Below are 18137 nucleotides of genomic sequence, written 5' to 3' on the forward strand. Positions count from 1 at the left end.
ACAACCGATGGCCGAGATCACCGCCGCACTGGTCCGCGACCTGCGCGACAAGACCGGTGCCGGCATGATGGATTGCAAGAAGGCGCTGGTGGAGACGGGCGGCGACATGGAGGCCGCGATCGACTGGCTGCGCAAGAAGGGGCTTTCGGCCGCCGCCAAGAAATCCGGCCGCGTCGCCGCGGAAGGGCTGGTGGGCGTCGCCTCCGGCCCCAACGTCGCCGGCATGGTCGAGGTGAATGCCGAGACCGACTTCGTCGCCCGCAACGAGCAGTTCCAGAATTTCGTCGCGGAAGTGGCGGGGCTGGTCCTCTCGGTCGGCGACGATGTCGAGGTGCTGAAGGCCGCCACCTATCCCGGCACCGGCCACAGCGTGGCGGAGGAGCTGACCCGCCTGATCGCCACCATCGGCGAGAACATGACCATCCGCCGGGCGAAGCGGCTGGAGGTGAAGGGCGGCGTCGTGGCCACCTACACCCACAACGCCATCCGCCCCGGCCTCGGCAAGATCGGCGTGCTGGTCGCGCTCGAGGGCAGGTCGGAGATCGAGGCGCTGGAGCAGCTCGGCCGGCAGATCGGCATGCATGTGGCGGCCGCCCGGCCGGAGGCGCTGGAGGTTTCCGCCGTCGACCCTTCCGCGCTGGAGCGGGAGAAGGCGGTGCTCTCCGAGCAGGCCCGCGCTTCCGGCAAGCCCGAGGCGATCATCGAGAAGATGGTCGAGGGCCGGATCCGCAAATACTACGAGGAAGTGGTGCTGCTGGAACAGGTCTGGGTGCATGATGGCGAGAGCCGGGTGAAGGCCATCGTCAAGAAGGCGGGCGGCGAGCTGACCGGCTTCGCCCGCTTCCAGCTCGGCGAAGGCATCGACAAGCCGGTGGGCCCGGATTTCGCCTCCGAGGTCGCGGCCGCGGCCGGGGTCGGCCCCAAGGCCTGAGAAGCGGGGCGCGGCCCGGGCCTGGGGCATTTTCAAGTCCGGCGGAATCGCCGGACGACGGGGAGAATGCCACGAAACAAAACGCCAGAGCGGGTTCGCCGAGCCAGGCGAGGCGAAACCGCTCCAGTGTCCCGATGCCGAGGTCCTGCGGACTTCGTTCTCGGGCCACTAGCCTTGGTTTCAGTGGCCTGCTTGTTGTCCGCGAAGTTCGCCGGAAATCCAGCGAACTTCGCGGGCAGGACACTGGCGCCTCGGGCCCGCCAGGTCCGCCTGCCTGCCCCGTCCCCGGCGCGGCGTCGGCCGGCGCCAGGATGGGGCAGGGGCCGCAGCCTGCCCCGGTCGTGCCATGATGCGGCCGGATCCTCGCCATCCGGCGGCGGCAGAAGCGGGTGGCCGCTTCGGCGGCCGCCAGCCTCGCCACCCCCTTGTGACCGCGTCCTGCTTGCGGCACCCGGGGGTGGAAACTATGGTTCCCCGCCCCATCACGGTCGCATAATGAGCCCTTCGCCCCGCTACCAGCGTGTCATGCTCAAGGTGTCCGGTGAGGCACTGATGGGCGATCGCGACTACGGCCTCGACACCGCCACCTGCCGCCGCATCGCGGAGGATGTGAAGGGCGTGGTCGAGCTCGGCGTCGAAGTCTGCATGGTCATCGGCGGCGGCAACATCTTCCGCGGCATTGCCGGCGCCGCCGCGGGCATGGAGCGGGCGCAGGCCGACTATATGGGCATGCTGGCCACGGTGATGAACGCGCTCGGCATGCAGTCGGCGCTGGAGAAGGCGGGGCTGCCGACGCGGGTGCAAAGCGCCATCCCCATGGCCTCGCTCTGCGAGCCCTATATCCGCCGCCGCGCCATGCGGCATATGGAGAAGGGCAGGGTGGTGATCTTCGCCGCCGGCACGGGCAACCCCTTCTTCACCACGGACACCGCCGCCGCCCTCCGCGCCGCGGAGATGGGCTGCGACGCCCTGCTGAAGGGCACCCAGGTGGATGGCGTCTATGCCGCCGACCCGCGCAAGAACCCGCAGGCGGAACGCTATGTGACCCTCACCTATCTGGACATGCTGTCGCGCGACCTGGCGGTGATGGATGCCGCCGCCATCAGCCTGGCGCGGGAGAACAAGCTGCCGATCATCGTCTTCAACATCCACGAGCCGGGCGCCTTCACCGCGGTGATGCGGGGCGAGGGGCGCTTCACCACCGTGGTGGAGAGCTGACCGCGGCGCCAGACCTGTGCCGGCCTGACCAGGCCGTTGCTGGTCCGGACAAACTCGAGCCGGCGCTTCACGGCCTGGGCGTGCTCTGCTTCGGTGCGCACCCCCAGGCCGATCGCAGGCCAAAGCGTGACCGCCTTGGATCGGATCGACCGAAGGCGTAAATCGCGCGATGCAACAAGGAGCTGGGGCGGGCGGAGGCGATCGCCGCAGGCTTCGGGAATGGACCAGGCCGCCGCTGCCGGCCGGGCGCCCCAGGGCGCCGGCAGGCGGCACCGGGCGGCGCCAGAGACAGGGGATGAAGGGCCATGCCGGCCGACCTGAAGAGCCTGAAGCAGGATCTGACGCGCCGCATGGACGGCGCGCTGGAGACGCTGAGGAAGGAATTCGCCGGGCTTCGCACCGGCCGCGCCAGCCCTGCCTTGCTGGAGCCGATCCGCGTCGAGGCCTATGGCACCGAGCAGCCGCTGAACCAGGTGGCGAATATCTCCGTCGCCGGCCCCGGCCTGCTCTCCGTCCAGGTCTGGGACCGGGCGGTGGCCAAGGCGGTGGAAATCGCCATCCGCGATGCGGGGCTCGGGCTGAACCCGCAGGCGGAGGGCCAGGTGATCCGCGTCCCCCTGCCGCCGCTGACCGCGGAACGCCGTAACGAGCTGGCGAAGATGGCCGCCAAATATGCCGAGGGCAGCAAGGTCGCCATCCGCGGCGTCCGCCGCGACGGCATGGAGCAGGTGAAATCGGCTGAGAAGGACAAGAAGACCCCGATCAGCCAGGATGAGGCGAAAACCTGGTCCGACGAGGTGCAGAAGCTGACCGACCAGTACATCAAGCAGGTCGATCAGATGCTCGCCGAGAAGGAAAAGGACATCCGGCAGGTCTGAACCCGGTGTCCGGCGCTCCCAAGCTCGACCTGACCCAGCCCGGCCCGGCCACGGCAAGCCGGGGCGGCGTGCCGCGGCACATCGCCATCATCATGGATGGCAACCGCCGCTGGGCAGAAGCGCGCGGCCTGCCCGTCCCCCTCGGCCACAAGGCGGGGGCGGAGGCGGCGCGCCGTACCACCGAGGCCTGCGTGCAGCAGGGGGTGGGGTGGCTGACCCTCTTCGCCTTCTCCTCGGAGAATTGGCTGCGGCCGGCGGAGGAGGTGGTGGCGCTTACCGGCCTGCTCCGCCTGTATCTCCGCTCCGAGGTCGCGACCCTGGTGAAGGAAGGCGTCCGGCTGCGGGTCATCGGCGACCGCGCCCGCTTCGGCGAGGAGACGATGAAGGAGATCGCCCGGGCCGAGGCGGCGACCGCCGGCGGCACCAGGCTGAACCTGACCGTCGCCCTTTCCTATGGCGGCCGGGCGGAGATCCTGGCGGCGGCCAAGGCGGTGGCGCGGGCGGTGCAGGAGGGCCGGCTGGACCCGGCCGAATTGGACGAGGCCGCCTTCGCCCGCCACCTCTATACCGAGGGCATGCCCGACCCCGACCTCATCATCCGCACCTCCGGGGAGCAGCGCCTCTCGAATTTCCTGCTCTGGCAGGCGGCCTATGCCGAATTCGTCTTCCAGGACGTGCTCTGGCCGGATTTTTCCGCCGAGCATCTGGAGGCGGCGATCCGCGATTTCGGCCGGCGGGAACGGCGCTACGGTGCCCGGACCGGCTAGCCCTGACGCCGCCCCGGCACCGCCCGGGGGCCCGCCGCCACCCGCCCGTCCTGCCGCCACCCGCTGGCCGGATCTGCGCAAGCGCGCCCTCTCCGCCGCCATCCTGGTGCCGGGCGCCCTCCTCTGCGTCTGGCTGGGCGGGGCGGCCTGGACGGCGCTGCTGGCGGTGGCCGTCGCGCTGACGGCCTGGGAATGGGTACGGCTTTGCGGCTTCTCCACCGCCCGCCCGCCCGGCCTGGCGGTGCCGCTGCTGGTGCTGGCCGCCGGGGCGCTGGCGCTGGCGGGACAATGGGGGGTGGCGCTCGCTCTGCTGCCGCTGGGCTTCCTGGGCCTCTGGGTGGCGTTGCGGGGCGGCGGGCGGCCGGGATTCTGGCTCGGCTTCGGCGTGCTCTATATCGGCCTGGCCGGGCTTGCCCTGCTGCATCTGCGGGGCGATGCGGCCGGGCTGCGCAACGTGCTCTTCCTGCTCTTCGTGGTCTGGGCCAGCGATATCGGCGCCTACCTGGCCGGGCGGCTGTTCGGCGGCCCCAAGCTCGCCCCCGCCATCTCCCCCAACAAGACCTGGTCCGGCGCGGCGGGGGGACTCGCGGCGGCCATGGCGGTCGGGCTCGCGGCGGCGTATGTCATGGAACCTTTCGCCGTTTCGCCCCCCGCCCTGCGGGTGGCGCTGGTGGCGGCGGGGCTCGGCCTGCTGGCGCAGGCGGGCGACCTTTTCGAAAGCTGGATCAAGCGGCGCTTCCAGGTGAAGGACACTTCCGCCCTCATTCCCGGCCATGGCGGGTTGCTCGACAGGCTGGACGGGGTGCTTGCGGCGGCGCCGGCGGCGGCGCTGCTGGGGGTGCTGCTCGGCCCCGGGGAATCGCTCTGGACATGACCCGCCGTCTTACCGTGTTGGGCAGCACCGGCTCCGTCGGTCGCTCCACCCTGGCCCTGGTCGAAGCCGCCGCCCCCGGCGAATTCGCCATCGAGGCGCTGGTGGCGGGGCGGGACGTGCAGGCGCTGGCTGCCCAGGCCCGCCGCTTCCGCCCGCGCCTCGCCGTGGTCGCCGACCCGGCCGGGCTCTCTGCCTTGCGGGAGGCCCTGGCCGGCACCGGCATCGAGGCCGCGGCGGGGGCAGAGGCGGTGGTGGAGGCCGCCGCCCGCCCGGCCGACTGGACCATGGCGGCGATCGTCGGCGCCGCCGGGCTGCGCGCCTCCCTCGCCGCCCTGGCCAGGGGCGGCACGCTCGCCATCGCCAACAAGGAAAGCCTGGTCTGCGCCGGGGAGATCGTGCTGGAGGCGGCCGCCCGCTCCGGCGCCACCCTGCTGCCGGTCGATTCCGAGCACAACGCCATCTTCCAGGCCCTCGACGCCCGCGACCCGGCGGCGATCGAGAAGATCGTGCTGACCGCCTCGGGCGGGCCCTTCCGCACCGCGGATCTCGCCGCCATGCGGGTGGCGACGCCGGAGCAGGCGGTGCGCCACCCGGTCTGGTCCATGGGCGCCAAGATCAGCGTCGATTCCGCCACCATGTTCAACAAGGGGCTGGAGCTGATCGAGGCGGCGCGCCTCTTCCCCGTGCCGGAGGCGCGGATCGAGGTGCTGATCCACCCGCAATCCACCGTGCACGGGCTGGTGCAATACGCCGATGGCTCGCTCCTCGCCCAGCTCGGCACGCCGGATATGCGCACCCCCATCGCCCATTGCCTGGCCTGGCCGCGCCGCATGGCGGTGGATCTGCCGCGGCTCGACCTCGCCGCCCTGGGGCGGCTGGAATTCGCCGCGCCCGACCCGGTGCGCTTCCCCGCCCTCCGGCTCTGCCGGGATGCGCTGCGGGCGGGGGGGGGCGTGCCGGCGGTGCTGAATGCGGCGAATGAGGTGGCGGTGGCGCTGTTCCTCGACCGCCGCCTCGGCTTCCTCGACATTGCCGCGGTGGTGGAGGAGACCCTGGCCACGCTCGGCCCGGTCGCCGCCGCCGGCCTGGATGCGGTGCTGGCGCTGGATGGCGAGGCGCGGGCCGCCGCCGCCCGCATCGCCGCCCTGCGCAGCGCCGCCTGAAGGGCCGGCCGGGGCCGTGCCGGGAGAGGAAAAGCCGGTCCGGCGGCCGGTGAACGGCAGCGCCGGCCTCCCCAGATAGAAGCCTTGCGCAGCGCCCGGCCCGCCGGGCACTGCGCCGGAACCGGGACGGCGCCGCGCGCCCCCGGGCCTTTGCCCGAGAAAGGATGACCGCCTTGGAGCTCATCGGCGCCTATTGGAACCTGCTCCCCAGCCTGCCGCGGACCCTGATCGCCTTCGCGATCGTCCTCGGCGTGCTGGTCTTCATCCATGAGCTGGGCCACTACCTCGCCGCCCGCTGGCGCGGGGTGCATGTGGACGCCTTCTCCATCGGCTTCGGCCAGCCGATCTGGCGGCGCACCGACCGGCTCGGCACGGAATGGCGCCTCTCCTGGATCCCGCTCGGCGGCTATGTGAAGCTGCACGGCCAGGAAACGCCGGAGGATGCGACGCCGGAGCAGCGCGCCGCCTGGATGCCCGGCCGCACCTTCCATGAAAAGCCGGTGGGCAGCCGCGCCATCATCGTCGCCGCCGGGCCGGTGGCGAATTTCCTCCTCGCCATCCTGCTCTTCGCCGGGCTGTTCGCCACCATCGGCAAGCCGGTGAACGACCCGCGGGAGCAGACGGTGATCGGCCGCATCACCCCGGATTCGCCCGCCGAGCGGGCCGGGCTGCAGGCCGGCGACCGGATCCTGGCGCTGGACGGGGAGGCGGTGAGCCGCTTCGAGGACATCCAGCGCCATGTCCAGCCGCGGGCGGGGCAGGAGGTGGAGCTGCGGCTGTCCCGCGACGGCGCCGAGACCACCCTGCGCGCGGTGCCGGAGCCGGGCCCGGCCGGCCACGCCATCCTCGGCATCCAGGGCGGCGGCACGCGCTTCGAGCGGCTGGGCCCCGGCAGCGCCCTGCTGGCCGGGGCGGAACAGACCGCGAGCGTCACCTGGCAGAGCCTGGTCGGGCTGGGCGAGATCATCACCGGCCAGCGCAGCGCCAAGGAGCTGGGCGGGCCGATTCGCATCGCCGAGATCTCCGGCGAGGCCGCCTCGCTGGGCCTGACGGCGCTGGTGAACCTGATGGCGCTGCTCTCGGTCAGCCTCGGCCTGCTGAACCTTTTCCCCATCCCGATGCTGGATGGCGGCCACCTGGCCTTCTACGCGGCGGAGGCGATCCGCGGCCGGCCGCTGCCGCCGAAAGCCCAGGAATATGGCTTCCGGGCTGGGTTTGCGCTGATCGTCACGCTGTTCCTGTTCGCGTCGTGGAACGACATTGTGCACGGCGCCATCGGCAAATGGGTGGCCGCCCTGGTCGGCTGAGTCCGCCCCTCCGCGCCGGGGGCCGCGCCGCGCCAGGGCTTCGCCGCATGGCGCGGTCTGGCGGCCCCCCTGGGGTTGCGGCTATTGTCCGGCCCGCCCGCGAACCCGAGAAGGCCACGGCACACCTTGTCTCCGATCCACCGCCTCCTGCCGCTTGCCGTCGCCACCCTGGCGTCGGGCCTCCTGCTTCCGGTCGTGGCCGAGGCCCAGCCGCGCCCGCGCACCCCACCGAGGGCCGCCCCGGGGGCAGCCCCAGGGGCAGCCCAGCTGCCGCCCGGCCCGGGCGGCCAGGTCCGCGCCATCGAGGTGCGCGGCAACCAGCGGATCGAGGCCGACACGGTCCGCTCCTACATGGTGCTGCAGCCGGGCGACGCCTTCGACGCGGACCGGCTGGACCGCAGCCTGAAGGCGCTGTTCGCCACCGGCCTGTTCCGCGACGTGCAGATGCGGCGGGAAGGCAACGACATCCTGGTGGAGGTCGCGGAGAACCCGATCGTCAACCGCGTCGCCTTCGAGGGCAACCGCAAGATCTCCGACGACGTGCTGCGCAACGAGGTGCAGATGCGCAGCCGCGCCGTCTTCACCCCGCAGGCGGTGCAGTCCGACCGGCAGCGGATCCAGGAGCTCTATGCCCGCCGCGGCCGCTTCGCCGCGACCATCGAGCCGAAGATCATCGAGCTCGACCAGAACCGCGTGGACGTGGTCTACGAGATCCAGGAGGGCGATGCGGCGCTCGTCGCCCGCATCAATTTCGTCGGCAACCGCGCCTATAGCGACAGCCGGCTGAAGGAAGTGGTCTCCACCAAGGAACAGGCCTGGTACCGCTTCCTCTCCACCTCCGACCAATTCGACCCGGAACGGCTGGCCTTCGACCGCGAGCTGCTGCGCCGCTACTACCTGCGCAACGGCTATGCCGATGTGCAGGTCACCAACGCCACGGCGGAGCTGGCGCCGGACCGCAGCGGCTTCTTCCTCACCTACAGCATCGACGAAGGGGTGCGCTACCGCATCGGTTCGGTCGAGGTCGTCTCCAACATCCGCAACCTGGATGCCGCGGCGCTGCGCGGCCTGGCGGAGGTGGAGGCGGGGGACTGGTACGATGGCGACCTGGTGGAGCGCGCCGCCCAGACGCTGCAGGACGCCGCCAATCTGCGCGGCTTCCCCTTCGTCGATGTGCAGCCGCGCATCCAGCGCGATGCGGAAACCCGCAGCGTGCAGCTCACCTTCGAGGTGAACGAGGCGCCGCGGGTCTATGTCGAGCGCATCGACATCAACGGCAATACCCGCACCCAGGACCGCGTGCTGCGCCGCGAATTCCGCCTGGCGGAAGGCGATGCCTTCAACGCCGCGCAGATCCGCCGCAGCCGGCAGCGGCTGCGCGACCTGGGCTATTTCCAGGACGTGCAGATCACCTCCCAGCCCGGCTCGGCGCCGGACCGGGCGATCCTCAACACCCAGGTGCAGGAGAGGGCGACCGGCGAGGTCTCGCTCGGCGGCGGCTACTCCACCGATGCCGGCCTGCTGGCGGATGTAGGCCTGCGCGAACGCAACCTGCTCGGCACCGGCATCGATGCCCGCATCAACGGCACGCTGGCGCAGCGCCGCAGCCAGATCGACCTCTCGGTCACCGATCCCTATTTCCTCGACCGCAACCTGGCGGCGGGCGTCGATCTCTTCTACCTGCAGCGCAACCTGATCAGCATCGCCAGCTACCGCGAACGCCGCGCCGGCTTCGCGCTGCGCGCCGGCTACGCCTTCAACGAAAGGCTGCGCCAGTCCTGGACCTATACGCTGACCCAGCGTTCCATCTACGATATCTCCGACACCGCCTCCCGCTACGTGCTGGAGCAGCGCGGCACCACGCTGCTGTCGCAGATCGGCCAGACCCTGACCTATGATTTCCGCGATTCGGTCATCGATCCGCGGCGCGGCGGCGTGCTCCGCCTCGGCACCGATTTCGCCGGCCTCGGCGGCGATGTCGCCTATCTGCGCACCAGGCTGGACGGGAATTACTTCATCCCCTTCGAGCAGATGCTGGGCGACCCGGACTACGTGCTCTCGCTCTCGGCCAGTGTCGGCTACCTCGCCACGATGTTCGGCAAGAAGGACCGGATCATCGACCGCTTCTTCCTCGGCGGCGAGAATCTCCGCGGCTTCCGCATCGCCGGCGCCGGGCCGCGCGACGTCACCACGAGCGACAGCCTGGGCGGCCGCTTCCTCTGGACCCAGAGCACGGAAATGCGCTTTCCCCTGCCGCTGCCGTCGGAACTCGGCCTCATCGGGCGCGCCTTCGTCGATGTGGGTGCGCTCAGCCAGTCGACCAGCGGCCCCGAGGTGCGGGACGACAGCTCGCCCCGCGTCGGCGCCGGCGTCGGCATTTCCTGGCGCAGCCCCTTCGGCCTGATCAACATCGACCTTGCCCAGGCGGTGGTGAAGAAGTCCTACGACGAGACGCAGGTCTTCCGCTTCGGCTTCGGCACCCGCTTCTGATGAGCTTCGGGATTCCCTTGCATATGCCAGTCCACCGCATCGCCGCCCGCCTTCTTCTTGCCGCCGGCCTCGCCGCCGCCGCGGCGCTGCCGGCCGCGGCGCAACAGGGCCAGAATCCGGAATGGTTCGTGCCGGGCCAGGGGGGCGGCCAAGGGGGCCAGGGGGGCGGGGCGCAGCGCCCGGCCCAGACCCAGCAGCGCCCGGCCCAGCGCCCGCCCCAGGCCCAGGCGAACCGCCCGCCCGCCGCCCTGCCGCCCGGCCAGCAGCCGCCGGCCGCCGTCATCGGCATCGTCGATGTGCCGGAGATCCAGCGCGTCTCCACCGCCTTCAACCAGGTGCGGGAGGAGATCGAGAAGCGGCGGGAGAAGCTGAACGGCGATCTGCAGCGGGAACAGGCGCGCTGGCGGGACGAGCAGACGGCGCTGGCCAACCAGCGCGCCAGCCTGCCGCCCGACCAGCTTCGCCAGCGGGAGCGCGACCTGCAGGACCGCATCACCGACAGCCAGCGCGTCTTCCGCGAGCGCAGCCGCGCCATCGAGCAGGTGGCGCAGCAGGCGCTGGTGGAAATCGAGCAGGGCCTCGGCCAGGTGATCCGCCAGGTGGCGGCCAGCCGCCATGTGAACCTGGTGCTGCCGCGGCCGCTGGTGATCTTCAACGACCCTGCCTTCGACCTGACGGAAGAGGTGGCGACGAGGTTCAACCAGGCGCTGCGCAGCGTGAACCTGCCCCCTGAGGGCAGCGAGGCGCCCGCCCAGGCAGCCGCGCCGGCGCCTGCCCCGGCGCGCCCCGCCGCGCCGGCGCCGGCCGCGCCGCGGCGCTGACCAGGGGGGCCGCATGGCCGCCGATCCGCGCTTCTTCGCCTCCGCCGGGCCGCAGAGCCTGGCGGCGGTCGCTGCTGCCGCGGGTGGCCGGTTCGCAGGCGACGGCACGCGGATGTTCACCGGCGTCGGCCCGCTGCAGGCAGCGGGGCCGGCAGAGGTCAGCTTCCTCGACAATCGCCGCTACCTGGCCGAGCTGCGGCAGACCAGGGCGGGGGCGGTGGTGCTCGCCGAGGCGATGGCGGACCAGGTGCCGGAAGGCACGGTCGCGATCATCGTCCCAGCCCCCTATCTGGGCTTCGCCCGGGTCGCCGCGCTGTTCTACCCGGCCCCGGCGGCCGTGCCGGGGGTGCATCCGACGGCGGTGATCGACCCGGGCGCCGCCGTCTCGCCCGAGGCGGAGATCGGCACCTATGCGGTGATCGGCCCCGGGGCTGAGATCGGCCCGGGCTGCATCATCGGCCCGCAGGTGACGATCGGCGCCGGCTGCGTGCTGGGCCCGCGCTGCCGCATCCATGCCCATGCCAGCATCAGCCACGCCATCCTCGGGGAAGGGGTGGTGCTGCATCCCGGCGCCCGGGTGGGGCAGGAAGGGTTCGGCTTCGCGCCCACGCCGGAGGGCCGGTTCGAGACCATGCCGCAGCTCGGCCGGGTGATCCTGGGCGATTACGTCGAGATCGGCGCCAATGCCTGCGTCGATCGCGGCAGCCAGGGGGATACGGTGCTCGGCCCCGGCACGCGCCTCGACAACCTGGTGCAGATCGGGCACAACGTGCGCACCGGACGGGGATGCATCATCGTCGGGCAGGCGGGGATTTCCGGCTCGACGGTGCTTGGCGACTACGTTCAGGTCGCAGCGCAGGCGGGGCTGGCCGGGCATCTGACGGTCGGGTCGGGCGCCCGCATCGGGGGCCAGGCCGGGGTGATGAACGATGTCGCTGCGAAAGCCGATGTCATCGGCAGCCCGGCCATGCCGGCGCGCGAATTCTGGCGCATGACGGTGCACACCAGGCGCCTCGGCGAGAAGCAGGGAAAGACCGAGTAAGATGGACGCAGAGACGGCGGCGGGGGCCGCCACCTCCGAGGCGGTGGAGGCCTTCGACATCGCGCAGATCATGCGCGCCATCCCCCACCGCTACCCCATGCTGATGGTGGACCGCGTGGTGGAGGTGGTGAAGAACGTCTCCGCCGTGGGCATCAAGAACGTCACCATCAACGAGAATTACTTCCAGGGCCATTTCCCGGAACATCCGGTCATGCCGGGCGTCCTGATCATCGAGAGCATGGCACAGACCGCGGCGGTGCTGGTGGTGGAGACGCTGGGGCCGGAGGCGCGCGGCAAGCTGGTCTATTTCATGACCGTGGAGAACGCGAAATTCCGCAAGCCCGTGGTGCCGGGCGACCAGATGCGCGTCCACGTGGTCAAGGAGCGCCAGCGCGGCAATATCTGGAAATTCCAGGCCGAGGCGAAGGTGGACGGCAAGGTGGTGGCGGAAGCGAATTACGCCGCGATGATCCTGGATCGCTGACCGCGTGACCACCATCCATCCGAGCGCCGTCGTCGCTCCCGGCGCGACCATCGGCGCCGATGTCGCCATCGGCCCCTTCTGTACCATCGGCCCGGAGGCGGTGCTGGAGGATGGGGTCGAACTCGTCTCCCATGTCGTCGTCGAGGGGGCGACGCGGATCGGCGCCGGGACCAGGGCGCTGCCCTTCGCCTCCCTCGGCACGCCGCCGCAGGATCTGAAGTACAAGGGGGAGAAGACCCGCTGCGAGATCGGGCCGAAATGCCTGATCCGGGAGGGGGTGACGGTCCACCGCGCCTCGGTCGGCGGCGGCGGCGTGACGCGCGTCGGCGGCGGCTGCATGCTGATGGCGCAGGCGCATGTGGCGCATGATTGCCTGCTGGGGGATGGGGTCATCCTCGCCAACAACGTCATGCTGGGCGGGCATGTGCAGGTGGGGGACGGCGCCTTCATCGGCGGTGGCGCGGCAGTGCACCAGACGGTGCGGATCGGCCGGCTGGCCATGGTCTCCGGCCTTGCTGGCGTGACCAACGACATTCCGCCCTTCGGCTATGTCTTCGGCCTGCCGGCGCGGCTGGTGGGATTCAACAAGGTGGGGCTGCTGCGGCGCGGCGCCTCGCGCGAGCAGCTCCGCACGCTGCGGCTGGCGAACAACCTGCTGTTCAAGGATCCGGGGGAGTTCGCCGCCAGGCTGCAGCAGGCGGCGGAACGCTGGCCCGACGAGGCGCTGGTGCAGGAGATCATCGCCTTCGTCCGTGACCCGACGCGGCGGCGGCAGCTCGTGCGGCCCGGCCGCATGGCGGCGCCGGAGCTGGGCGGGGTGGATGAGGAGAATGGCGAGGGACAGTGAGGGGGGGCGAGAGGGGCTTTGCCCCTCTCGAGCTCTCCCCACCAAAGGCCGAAGGGCCTTTGGAAGCCATGAGTTTGGCGTCTCGACCGTCGCGCCCGGACTCAAGGGTTCCAAGGGCCCTTCGGCCCTTTGCGGGGTTGGACGCACTGCGTCCAACGTTGAGGAAGGGCAGAGCCCTTCCTCAACACTGCGATGACGCCTCTCGGCATCGTCGCCGGCAGCGGCGAGGTTCCGCTGCGCGTGGCCCGCGCCGCCCAGGCCGCCGGCCGCCCGGTTTTCGCGGCGCTGCTGGACGGCTTCGCCGACCCCGCTGCCTGGGCCGACATTCCCCATACCCGCGAGCGTCTCGGCGCCGCCGGCGCCATCCTTGCCGCCTTCCGCGCCCGCGGCATCCGCCAGCTCGTGCTGAGTGGCGGCCTTCAGCGCCCCTCTTTGCTGTCGCTGCGCCCGGATGCCGCCGGCGCCCGGCTGCTGGCCCGCATCGGCCGCGCCTACTTCCAGGGGGATGACGGGTTGCTCCGCGCCGTCGCTCGCGCGCTGGAGGCCGAGGGCTTCGAGGTCGTGCCCGCCCATGCGGTGATGGCCGACCTCATCCCCGCCGCCGGCCAGCTCGGCGCCCTGGCGCCGGACGCCCAGGCCCGCGCCGACATCGCCCGCGGCATCGCCGTGGTCCGCGCCCTCGGCGCCGTGGATGTCGGCCAGGGCGCCGTGGTGCAGCAGGGCCTGGTCCTCGGCGTCGAGGCCATCGAGGGCACCGACGCCCTTCTCGCCCGCTGCGCCGGGCTCCGCCGGGAGGGCCCCGGCGGCGTGCTGGTCAAGCTGCTCAAGCCCGGGCAGGATCGCCGCCTGGACCTGCCCACCATCGGGCCGTCCACCATTGCGGGGGCGCAGGCGGCGGGGCTGGCCGGCATCGCCATCGAGGCCGGCGGCAGCATCCTGGTCGACCGCGCCGCCACCCTGGCGGCGGCGGATGCGGCCGGGCTCTTCCTGCTGGCCATCGACCCCGACGCGTTCAAGGAGACGACGCCATGAGCAAATTCCTGCACACCATGATCCGGGTCGGCAACCTGGACCGCAGCGTGAAATTCTACACCGAGCTGCTGGGGATGAAGGAGCTGCGCCGGCGCGACGTGCCGGACGGCAAGTACACCCTGGCCTTCCTCGGCTACGGCACGGGCAATGAGGAAGGCCAGGGCGAGATCGAGCTGACCTACAATTACGGGGTGGAGAAATACGAGCAGGGCAATGCCTTCGGGCATCTCGCGGTCGGCGTGCCGGATGTGGCGGCGGCTTGCGAGGCGGTGCGCAAGGGCGGCGGGAAGGTGACGCGGGAGGCCGGGCCGGTGAAATTCGGCACGACCATCATCGCCTTCGTCGAGGACCCGGACGGGTACAAGATCGAGCTGATCCAGCGCTGAGGATGGGGGCTTCGCCCCCGGGCCCCGACCAGGGGCTCCGCCCCTGGACCCCGCCGGGGCCAGGACCTGGCCCCGGACCCCGGTCTGAGTCTTGGACCCGACGGTCGAACCTGCAGACTCACACCGGGGTCCGGGGAGGTGGCTGCCGGCAGTGCCGGCAGCCCCTGGCGGGGATCGAACGCATGCGTTCGATGGGCGAGCGCCGCCAAATTCACCCCGATGCTGCCTGACCCCTTCGACCTGATCCGCAACGCCGCCGACAGCGCCGAGCGCCTCGGCCGCCGCGTCCTCGGCCAGCCGCGCCTCCGCCTGGCGGTCACCGGGCTGACGCGGGCGGGGAAGACCGTTTTCCTCACCGCGCTGCTGGCGAATTTGCTCGCCGCCGGGCGCGGGCGGCGCACCCTGCCGGCGCTGGACCAGGCCGCCGGCGGCAGGCTGCGCGCGGTGCGGCCGGAACCGGCCGGCATCGAGGGCCTGCCGCGCTTCGACCTCGATGCCCACCTCGCGGCCCTGGCCGCTGACCCGCCCGCCTGGCCAGCCCGCACCGGCGACCTCTCCACCCTTGCCATCACCCTGGAGCTGGAGCGGGAAGGGCTCTTCGCCGGGCTGCTCGGCTCGCGCAGCCTGACGCTGGAATTGCTCGACTACCCCGGCGAGTGGCTGCTGGACCTGCCGATGCTGGAGCAGGACTACGCCCCCTGGTCCGCCGCCGCCCTGGCCCGCCTCCGCCGCGGCAGCCCCGAACCCGCCGTGGCCGAATTCCTGGCTTTTCTCGAAAGCCTGCCGCCTCAGGCGCCGGAGGAGGAGGGGCTGGTCCGCCGCGGCCATGCCCTCTACCGCGCCGCGCTGCTGGCCTGCCGGGACCGCCTCGGCTTCCGCTTCCTGCAGCCGGGCCGGGTGCTCAACCCGGGGCCGCGCGGGGAGGCGCCGCTGCTCTGGTTCTTCCCCCTGCCGCCCGGCATCGGCGGCGCCCTGCCGGCGCTGCTCGCCCGCCGCCATGCCGCCTACCGCGCGGCCCAGCGGGACGAATTCTTCACCCCCTTCTTCCGCCGCTTCGACCGCCAGGCGGTGCTGGTGGACGTGCTCGGGGCCCTGCATGCCGGCCCCGCCGCCTTCGCCGACATCGCCGAGGCGATCGCCGCCATCGCCGCCGCGCTGCGCCAAGGTGGGGGCTGGCTGGAAAGGCTGCTGGGCGGCGGCCCCGGCCGCGTCGCCTTCGTCGCCACCAAGGCGGACCACGTCCCCGCCCGCCAGCGGGACGCGCTGGCCGCGCTGCTCGGCCATCTGGTGGCGGGGCCGGAGGCGCGGGCCGGGGCGGTCGGCCTTGCCACCAGCATCCACACCCTGGCCAGCATCCGCTGCACGGAGGATGCGGTGACGACGCTGGAAGGCCGCCCCGTCGCGGCGGTGCGCGGCGTGCTGCCCGGCGGCAAGCGTGCCCTGGTCTATCCCGGCGAGATCCCGCTGCGCCCGCCCGAGCCGGAATTCTGGGCCCACGGCTTCTTCCAGATGCCGGAATTCCAGCCGCCGCGGCTGGACCCGCGGGGCGCCGCCGGCATCCCGCATCTCGGGCTGGACACGCTGCTGGCCGCCCTGATCGGAGACCTGCTGTGAGGCAACCGCCTGCCGGCAGGCGGCTTCCATCCCGGAAGGTGCCCCAATGAGCGATGCCGAGCCCCCGCGCGGCCCCCGCATCATCCTGGAGGAGGATGCGCCCGGCCCCGCGCCGCGCCTCGATTTCGGCTGGGAACAGGCGGTGGTGCCGGTCGCCGCCCCGCCGCCCGCGCGGCTCTCCGGCCCGGCCCGGGCGGTGGCGGGGCTGGGGCTGCTCGGCCTCGGCCTCGGCGCGCTGGAGGCGGCGAATTACGTGGTGGACCAATTCGCCCGGGGCCCGGTGCAGGGCTGGGCGACGCTGGCCGTGGCGGTGGGCGGCTTCGGCCTGCTGCTCTCCGGCCTCGGGGCGGAGCTGCGGGGGCTGGCCGCCATCCGCGCCGTGGACCGTGCCCGCGCCGCCTTCGCCCGCGGCGACCTGCCGACCGCCCGGGCCGAGGCGCTGCGCTGGGCCGGCAGCGTGGCGGAGGCGGCGCCGCTGCAGCCCGCCCTGCGCCAGGCCGGCTCCGTCGCGGAGCTGCGCGCCCTGCTGGAGGCCGGGCCGCTGCCGGTGCTGGAATCCCGCGCCGCCGCGCTCGGCCGGGCGGCGGCGGTGCAGGGCTTTGCGGTGACGGCGATCAGCCCCTCGCCGGGGCTGGATGCGCTGGTCTTCGCCTGGCGCGGGGTGCGGCTGGTGCGGCAGGTGGCGGCGCTGCACGGGTTGCGCCCCGGCCTCGCCGGCACGCTGGCCCTGCTGCGGCGGGTGCTGGCGGATGCCGCGACGGTCGCCGCCACGGATATCGCGGTGGATGCCGCCGCCCGCGCCCTGCTCTCCAACCGCCTGCTGGAGCAATTCGCCGGCGAGGCGGCGGCCGGGGCGGTGGCGGCGCGGCGCATGCTGCGCCTGGCGCGGGTGGCGGCGGAGGCCTGCCGGATCCTGCCGCCGCGATAGGCGCGGTCATGGTGCCGGGTTGCGCCGGCATGCCGCGCCCAGGCCGGTTAGGCCCCCCGGGCAGCGCCGATGACGTCGCCTTCGGCAGCCGGGACGGGCACGATCCGCCCGGCCTGCCAGAACTTGCCGCCCTTGCCCTGCCCGGCCTCTCCGTCCCCGGCCCTGGCGTGGTGCGAGGGTTGGCCGCCCGGCGGTCCGCGGCGCCGGGTCCGGCATGCCGCGCCGCCCTTTCGGGCGCCGGGCATGAAGGAAGCTTCATATCGCGGGTCTGCGGCCTGGGGTGGGCTGGACACCCGCCACGCAACGGACATCATGGCGGCATCCCCCAAGCCAGGGGGCGGAGGAAGCGCCATGAAGATCGGCTATATCGGCCTTGGGAACATGGGCGGCCCGATGTGCCGCAACCTGATCAAGGGCGTGAACCACCAGGTGGTGGTGCACGATTTGAACCCCGAGGCCGTCGCCGCCTGCGTCGCCGTGGGCGGCACCAAGGCCGAGAGCCTGGCGCAGCTCGCCGCCGAATGCGACGTGATCTTCACCTCCCTGCCGATGCCGAAGCATGTCGAGGCGGTGGTGCTGGGGGAGGGCGGCATCGCCCAGCATGCCCGGCCCGGCACCACCTATATCGACCTCAGCACCAACTCCCCGGCCGTGGTGAAGCGGCTGTCGGCGGAGCTGGCGAAGAAGGGCATCGCCATGCTGGACAGCCCGGTGACCGGCGGCGTGCCGCGCGCCACCGCCGGCACCATCGTGGTCATGGCCGGCGGCGAGGAGAGCGTCTTCGAGGCCAATCGCGGCCTGCTCGCGGCCTTCTCCAGCGTCGTGGTGCATGTCGGGCCGATCGGCACCGCCTCGGTCGCCAAGCTGCTCAACAACATGCTGGCCTTCTGCAACGCCGCGGCGGCGATGGAGGCCATGACGATGGGCGCCATGGCCGGGATCGACCTGCGCAAGCTGTTCGAGATCATCACCAACGGCTCGGGCGACAGCGCGGCGATCCGTGGGCTGGAGCACCGCGCCCTGGCGGGGAAATTCGAGGCGAGCTTCCACCTCGACCTCGCCTACAAGGACCTGTCCCTGGCGGTGGAGCTGGCGACCGAGCATGGCGTGCCGGGAATGATCGCGCCCCAGGTGCTGAACCTGATGCGCATGGCGCGCGGCCTGGGCTTGGGCGGCGAGGACAGCTCGACGAGCCTGAAGGTCTATGAGCGTGTCATGGGCCGCGAGGTCCGCCTGCCGAAGTAGGCCGGCAGGCTGAACCCGCAGACCCGGACCGGGGTCCGGGGCCAGGTCCTGGCCCCGGCGGGGTGCAGGGGCAGAGCCCCTGCTCGCGGGGGGGGGCGGCGCTGCCGTCA

17 protein-coding genes are annotated in these 18137 nt (G+C 72.4%); all 17 read left to right on the forward strand.

Annotation, left to right across the window (positions count from 1 at the left end):
• The first annotated feature begins 7 nt into the window (after nucleotides 1-7).
• On the forward strand, nucleotides 8-931 hold the full coding sequence (tsf, locus tag E5N76_RS12005) for a translation elongation factor Ts (RefSeq protein WP_149537540.1): 924 nt from the start codon (nucleotides 8-10) through the stop codon (nucleotides 929-931).
• 495 nt (nucleotides 932-1426) lie between these two features.
• Nucleotides 1427-2149 (forward strand): UMP kinase, encoded by a 723-nt coding sequence (gene pyrH, locus E5N76_RS12010; protein WP_149537541.1) that lies wholly within the window; start codon nucleotides 1427-1429, stop codon nucleotides 2147-2149.
• A gap of 305 nt (nucleotides 2150-2454) precedes the next feature.
• Complete coding sequence (gene frr, locus E5N76_RS12015; RefSeq protein ID WP_149537542.1) at nucleotides 2455-3027, forward strand: ribosome recycling factor; 573 nt, start codon at nucleotides 2455-2457, stop codon at nucleotides 3025-3027.
• 5 nt (nucleotides 3028-3032) lie between these two features.
• Complete coding sequence (uppS, locus tag E5N76_RS12020; protein ID WP_149537543.1) at nucleotides 3033-3794, forward strand: polyprenyl diphosphate synthase; 762 nt, start codon at nucleotides 3033-3035, stop codon at nucleotides 3792-3794.
• Nucleotides 3778-4668 (forward strand): phosphatidate cytidylyltransferase, encoded by an 891-nt coding sequence (locus tag E5N76_RS12025; RefSeq protein ID WP_235907671.1) that lies wholly within the window; start codon nucleotides 3778-3780, stop codon nucleotides 4666-4668. The genes uppS and E5N76_RS12025 overlap by 17 nt, the downstream gene beginning before the upstream one ends.
• On the forward strand, nucleotides 4665-5831 hold the full coding sequence (dxr, locus tag E5N76_RS12030; protein WP_149537545.1) for a 1-deoxy-D-xylulose-5-phosphate reductoisomerase: 1167 nt from the start codon (nucleotides 4665-4667) through the stop codon (nucleotides 5829-5831). Before E5N76_RS12025 ends, dxr begins: the two co-directional genes overlap by 4 nt.
• A gap of 164 nt (nucleotides 5832-5995) precedes the next feature.
• Nucleotides 5996-7138 carry an RIP metalloprotease RseP gene (gene rseP, locus E5N76_RS12035; protein ID WP_149537546.1) on the forward strand — a complete coding sequence of 381 codons (1143 nt, stop codon included), beginning with the start codon at nucleotides 5996-5998 and terminating at the stop codon, nucleotides 7136-7138.
• 195 nt (nucleotides 7139-7333) lie between these two features.
• Entirely contained in the window at nucleotides 7334-9628 is a 2295-nt protein-coding gene (bamA, locus tag E5N76_RS12040; protein ID WP_235907672.1) for an outer membrane protein assembly factor BamA, read from the forward strand.
• Nucleotides 9629-9651: 23 nt separating this feature from the next.
• A complete protein-coding gene (locus E5N76_RS12045; protein ID WP_149537547.1) occupies nucleotides 9652-10449 on the forward strand; it encodes an OmpH/Skp family outer membrane protein in 798 nt (265 codons plus the stop codon).
• Between the two features lie 13 nt (nucleotides 10450-10462).
• The gene (gene lpxD / locus E5N76_RS12050) at nucleotides 10463-11491 is read left to right on the forward strand and encodes a UDP-3-O-(3-hydroxymyristoyl)glucosamine N-acyltransferase (protein ID WP_149537548.1); all 1029 of its coding nucleotides are present in this window, start codon (nucleotides 10463-10465) and stop codon (nucleotides 11489-11491) included.
• 1 nt (nucleotide 11492) lies between these two features.
• Nucleotides 11493-11975: a 3-hydroxyacyl-ACP dehydratase FabZ gene (gene fabZ, locus E5N76_RS12055; protein ID WP_149537549.1), complete on the forward strand. Its 483-nt coding sequence runs from the start codon at nucleotides 11493-11495 to the stop codon at nucleotides 11973-11975.
• Nucleotides 11976-11979: 4 nt separating this feature from the next.
• The gene (lpxA, locus tag E5N76_RS12060) at nucleotides 11980-12822 is read left to right on the forward strand and encodes an acyl-ACP--UDP-N-acetylglucosamine O-acyltransferase (protein ID WP_149537550.1); all 843 of its coding nucleotides are present in this window, start codon (nucleotides 11980-11982) and stop codon (nucleotides 12820-12822) included.
• A 192-nt stretch (nucleotides 12823-13014) separates the two neighbouring features.
• The gene (locus tag E5N76_RS12065) at nucleotides 13015-13854 is read left to right on the forward strand and encodes an LpxI family protein (protein WP_149537551.1); all 840 of its coding nucleotides are present in this window, start codon (nucleotides 13015-13017) and stop codon (nucleotides 13852-13854) included.
• Nucleotides 13851-14240 (forward strand): lactoylglutathione lyase, encoded by a 390-nt coding sequence (gene gloA / locus E5N76_RS12070; protein ID WP_149537552.1) that lies wholly within the window; start codon nucleotides 13851-13853, stop codon nucleotides 14238-14240. Before E5N76_RS12065 ends, gloA begins: the two co-directional genes overlap by 4 nt.
• Nucleotides 14241-14459: 219 nt before the next feature.
• Nucleotides 14460-15854, forward strand: coding sequence for a YcjX family protein (locus E5N76_RS12075; RefSeq protein ID WP_149537553.1), 1395 nt, complete (start codon nucleotides 14460-14462; stop codon nucleotides 15852-15854).
• A gap of 46 nt (nucleotides 15855-15900) precedes the next feature.
• Nucleotides 15901-16782 carry a DUF697 domain-containing protein gene (locus tag E5N76_RS12080; protein ID WP_149537554.1) on the forward strand — a complete coding sequence of 294 codons (882 nt, stop codon included), beginning with the start codon at nucleotides 15901-15903 and terminating at the stop codon, nucleotides 16780-16782.
• 351 nt (nucleotides 16783-17133) lie between these two features.
• Complete coding sequence (locus E5N76_RS12085; protein WP_187830128.1) at nucleotides 17134-18027, forward strand: NAD(P)-dependent oxidoreductase; 894 nt, start codon at nucleotides 17134-17136, stop codon at nucleotides 18025-18027.
• Nucleotides 18028-18137 lie beyond the last annotated feature (110 nt).

Origin of the sequence: Siccirubricoccus phaeus, assembly GCF_008360935.1 — a bacterium.
GTDB classification, from domain to species: Bacteria; Pseudomonadota; Alphaproteobacteria; order Acetobacterales; family Acetobacteraceae; genus Siccirubricoccus; species Siccirubricoccus phaeus.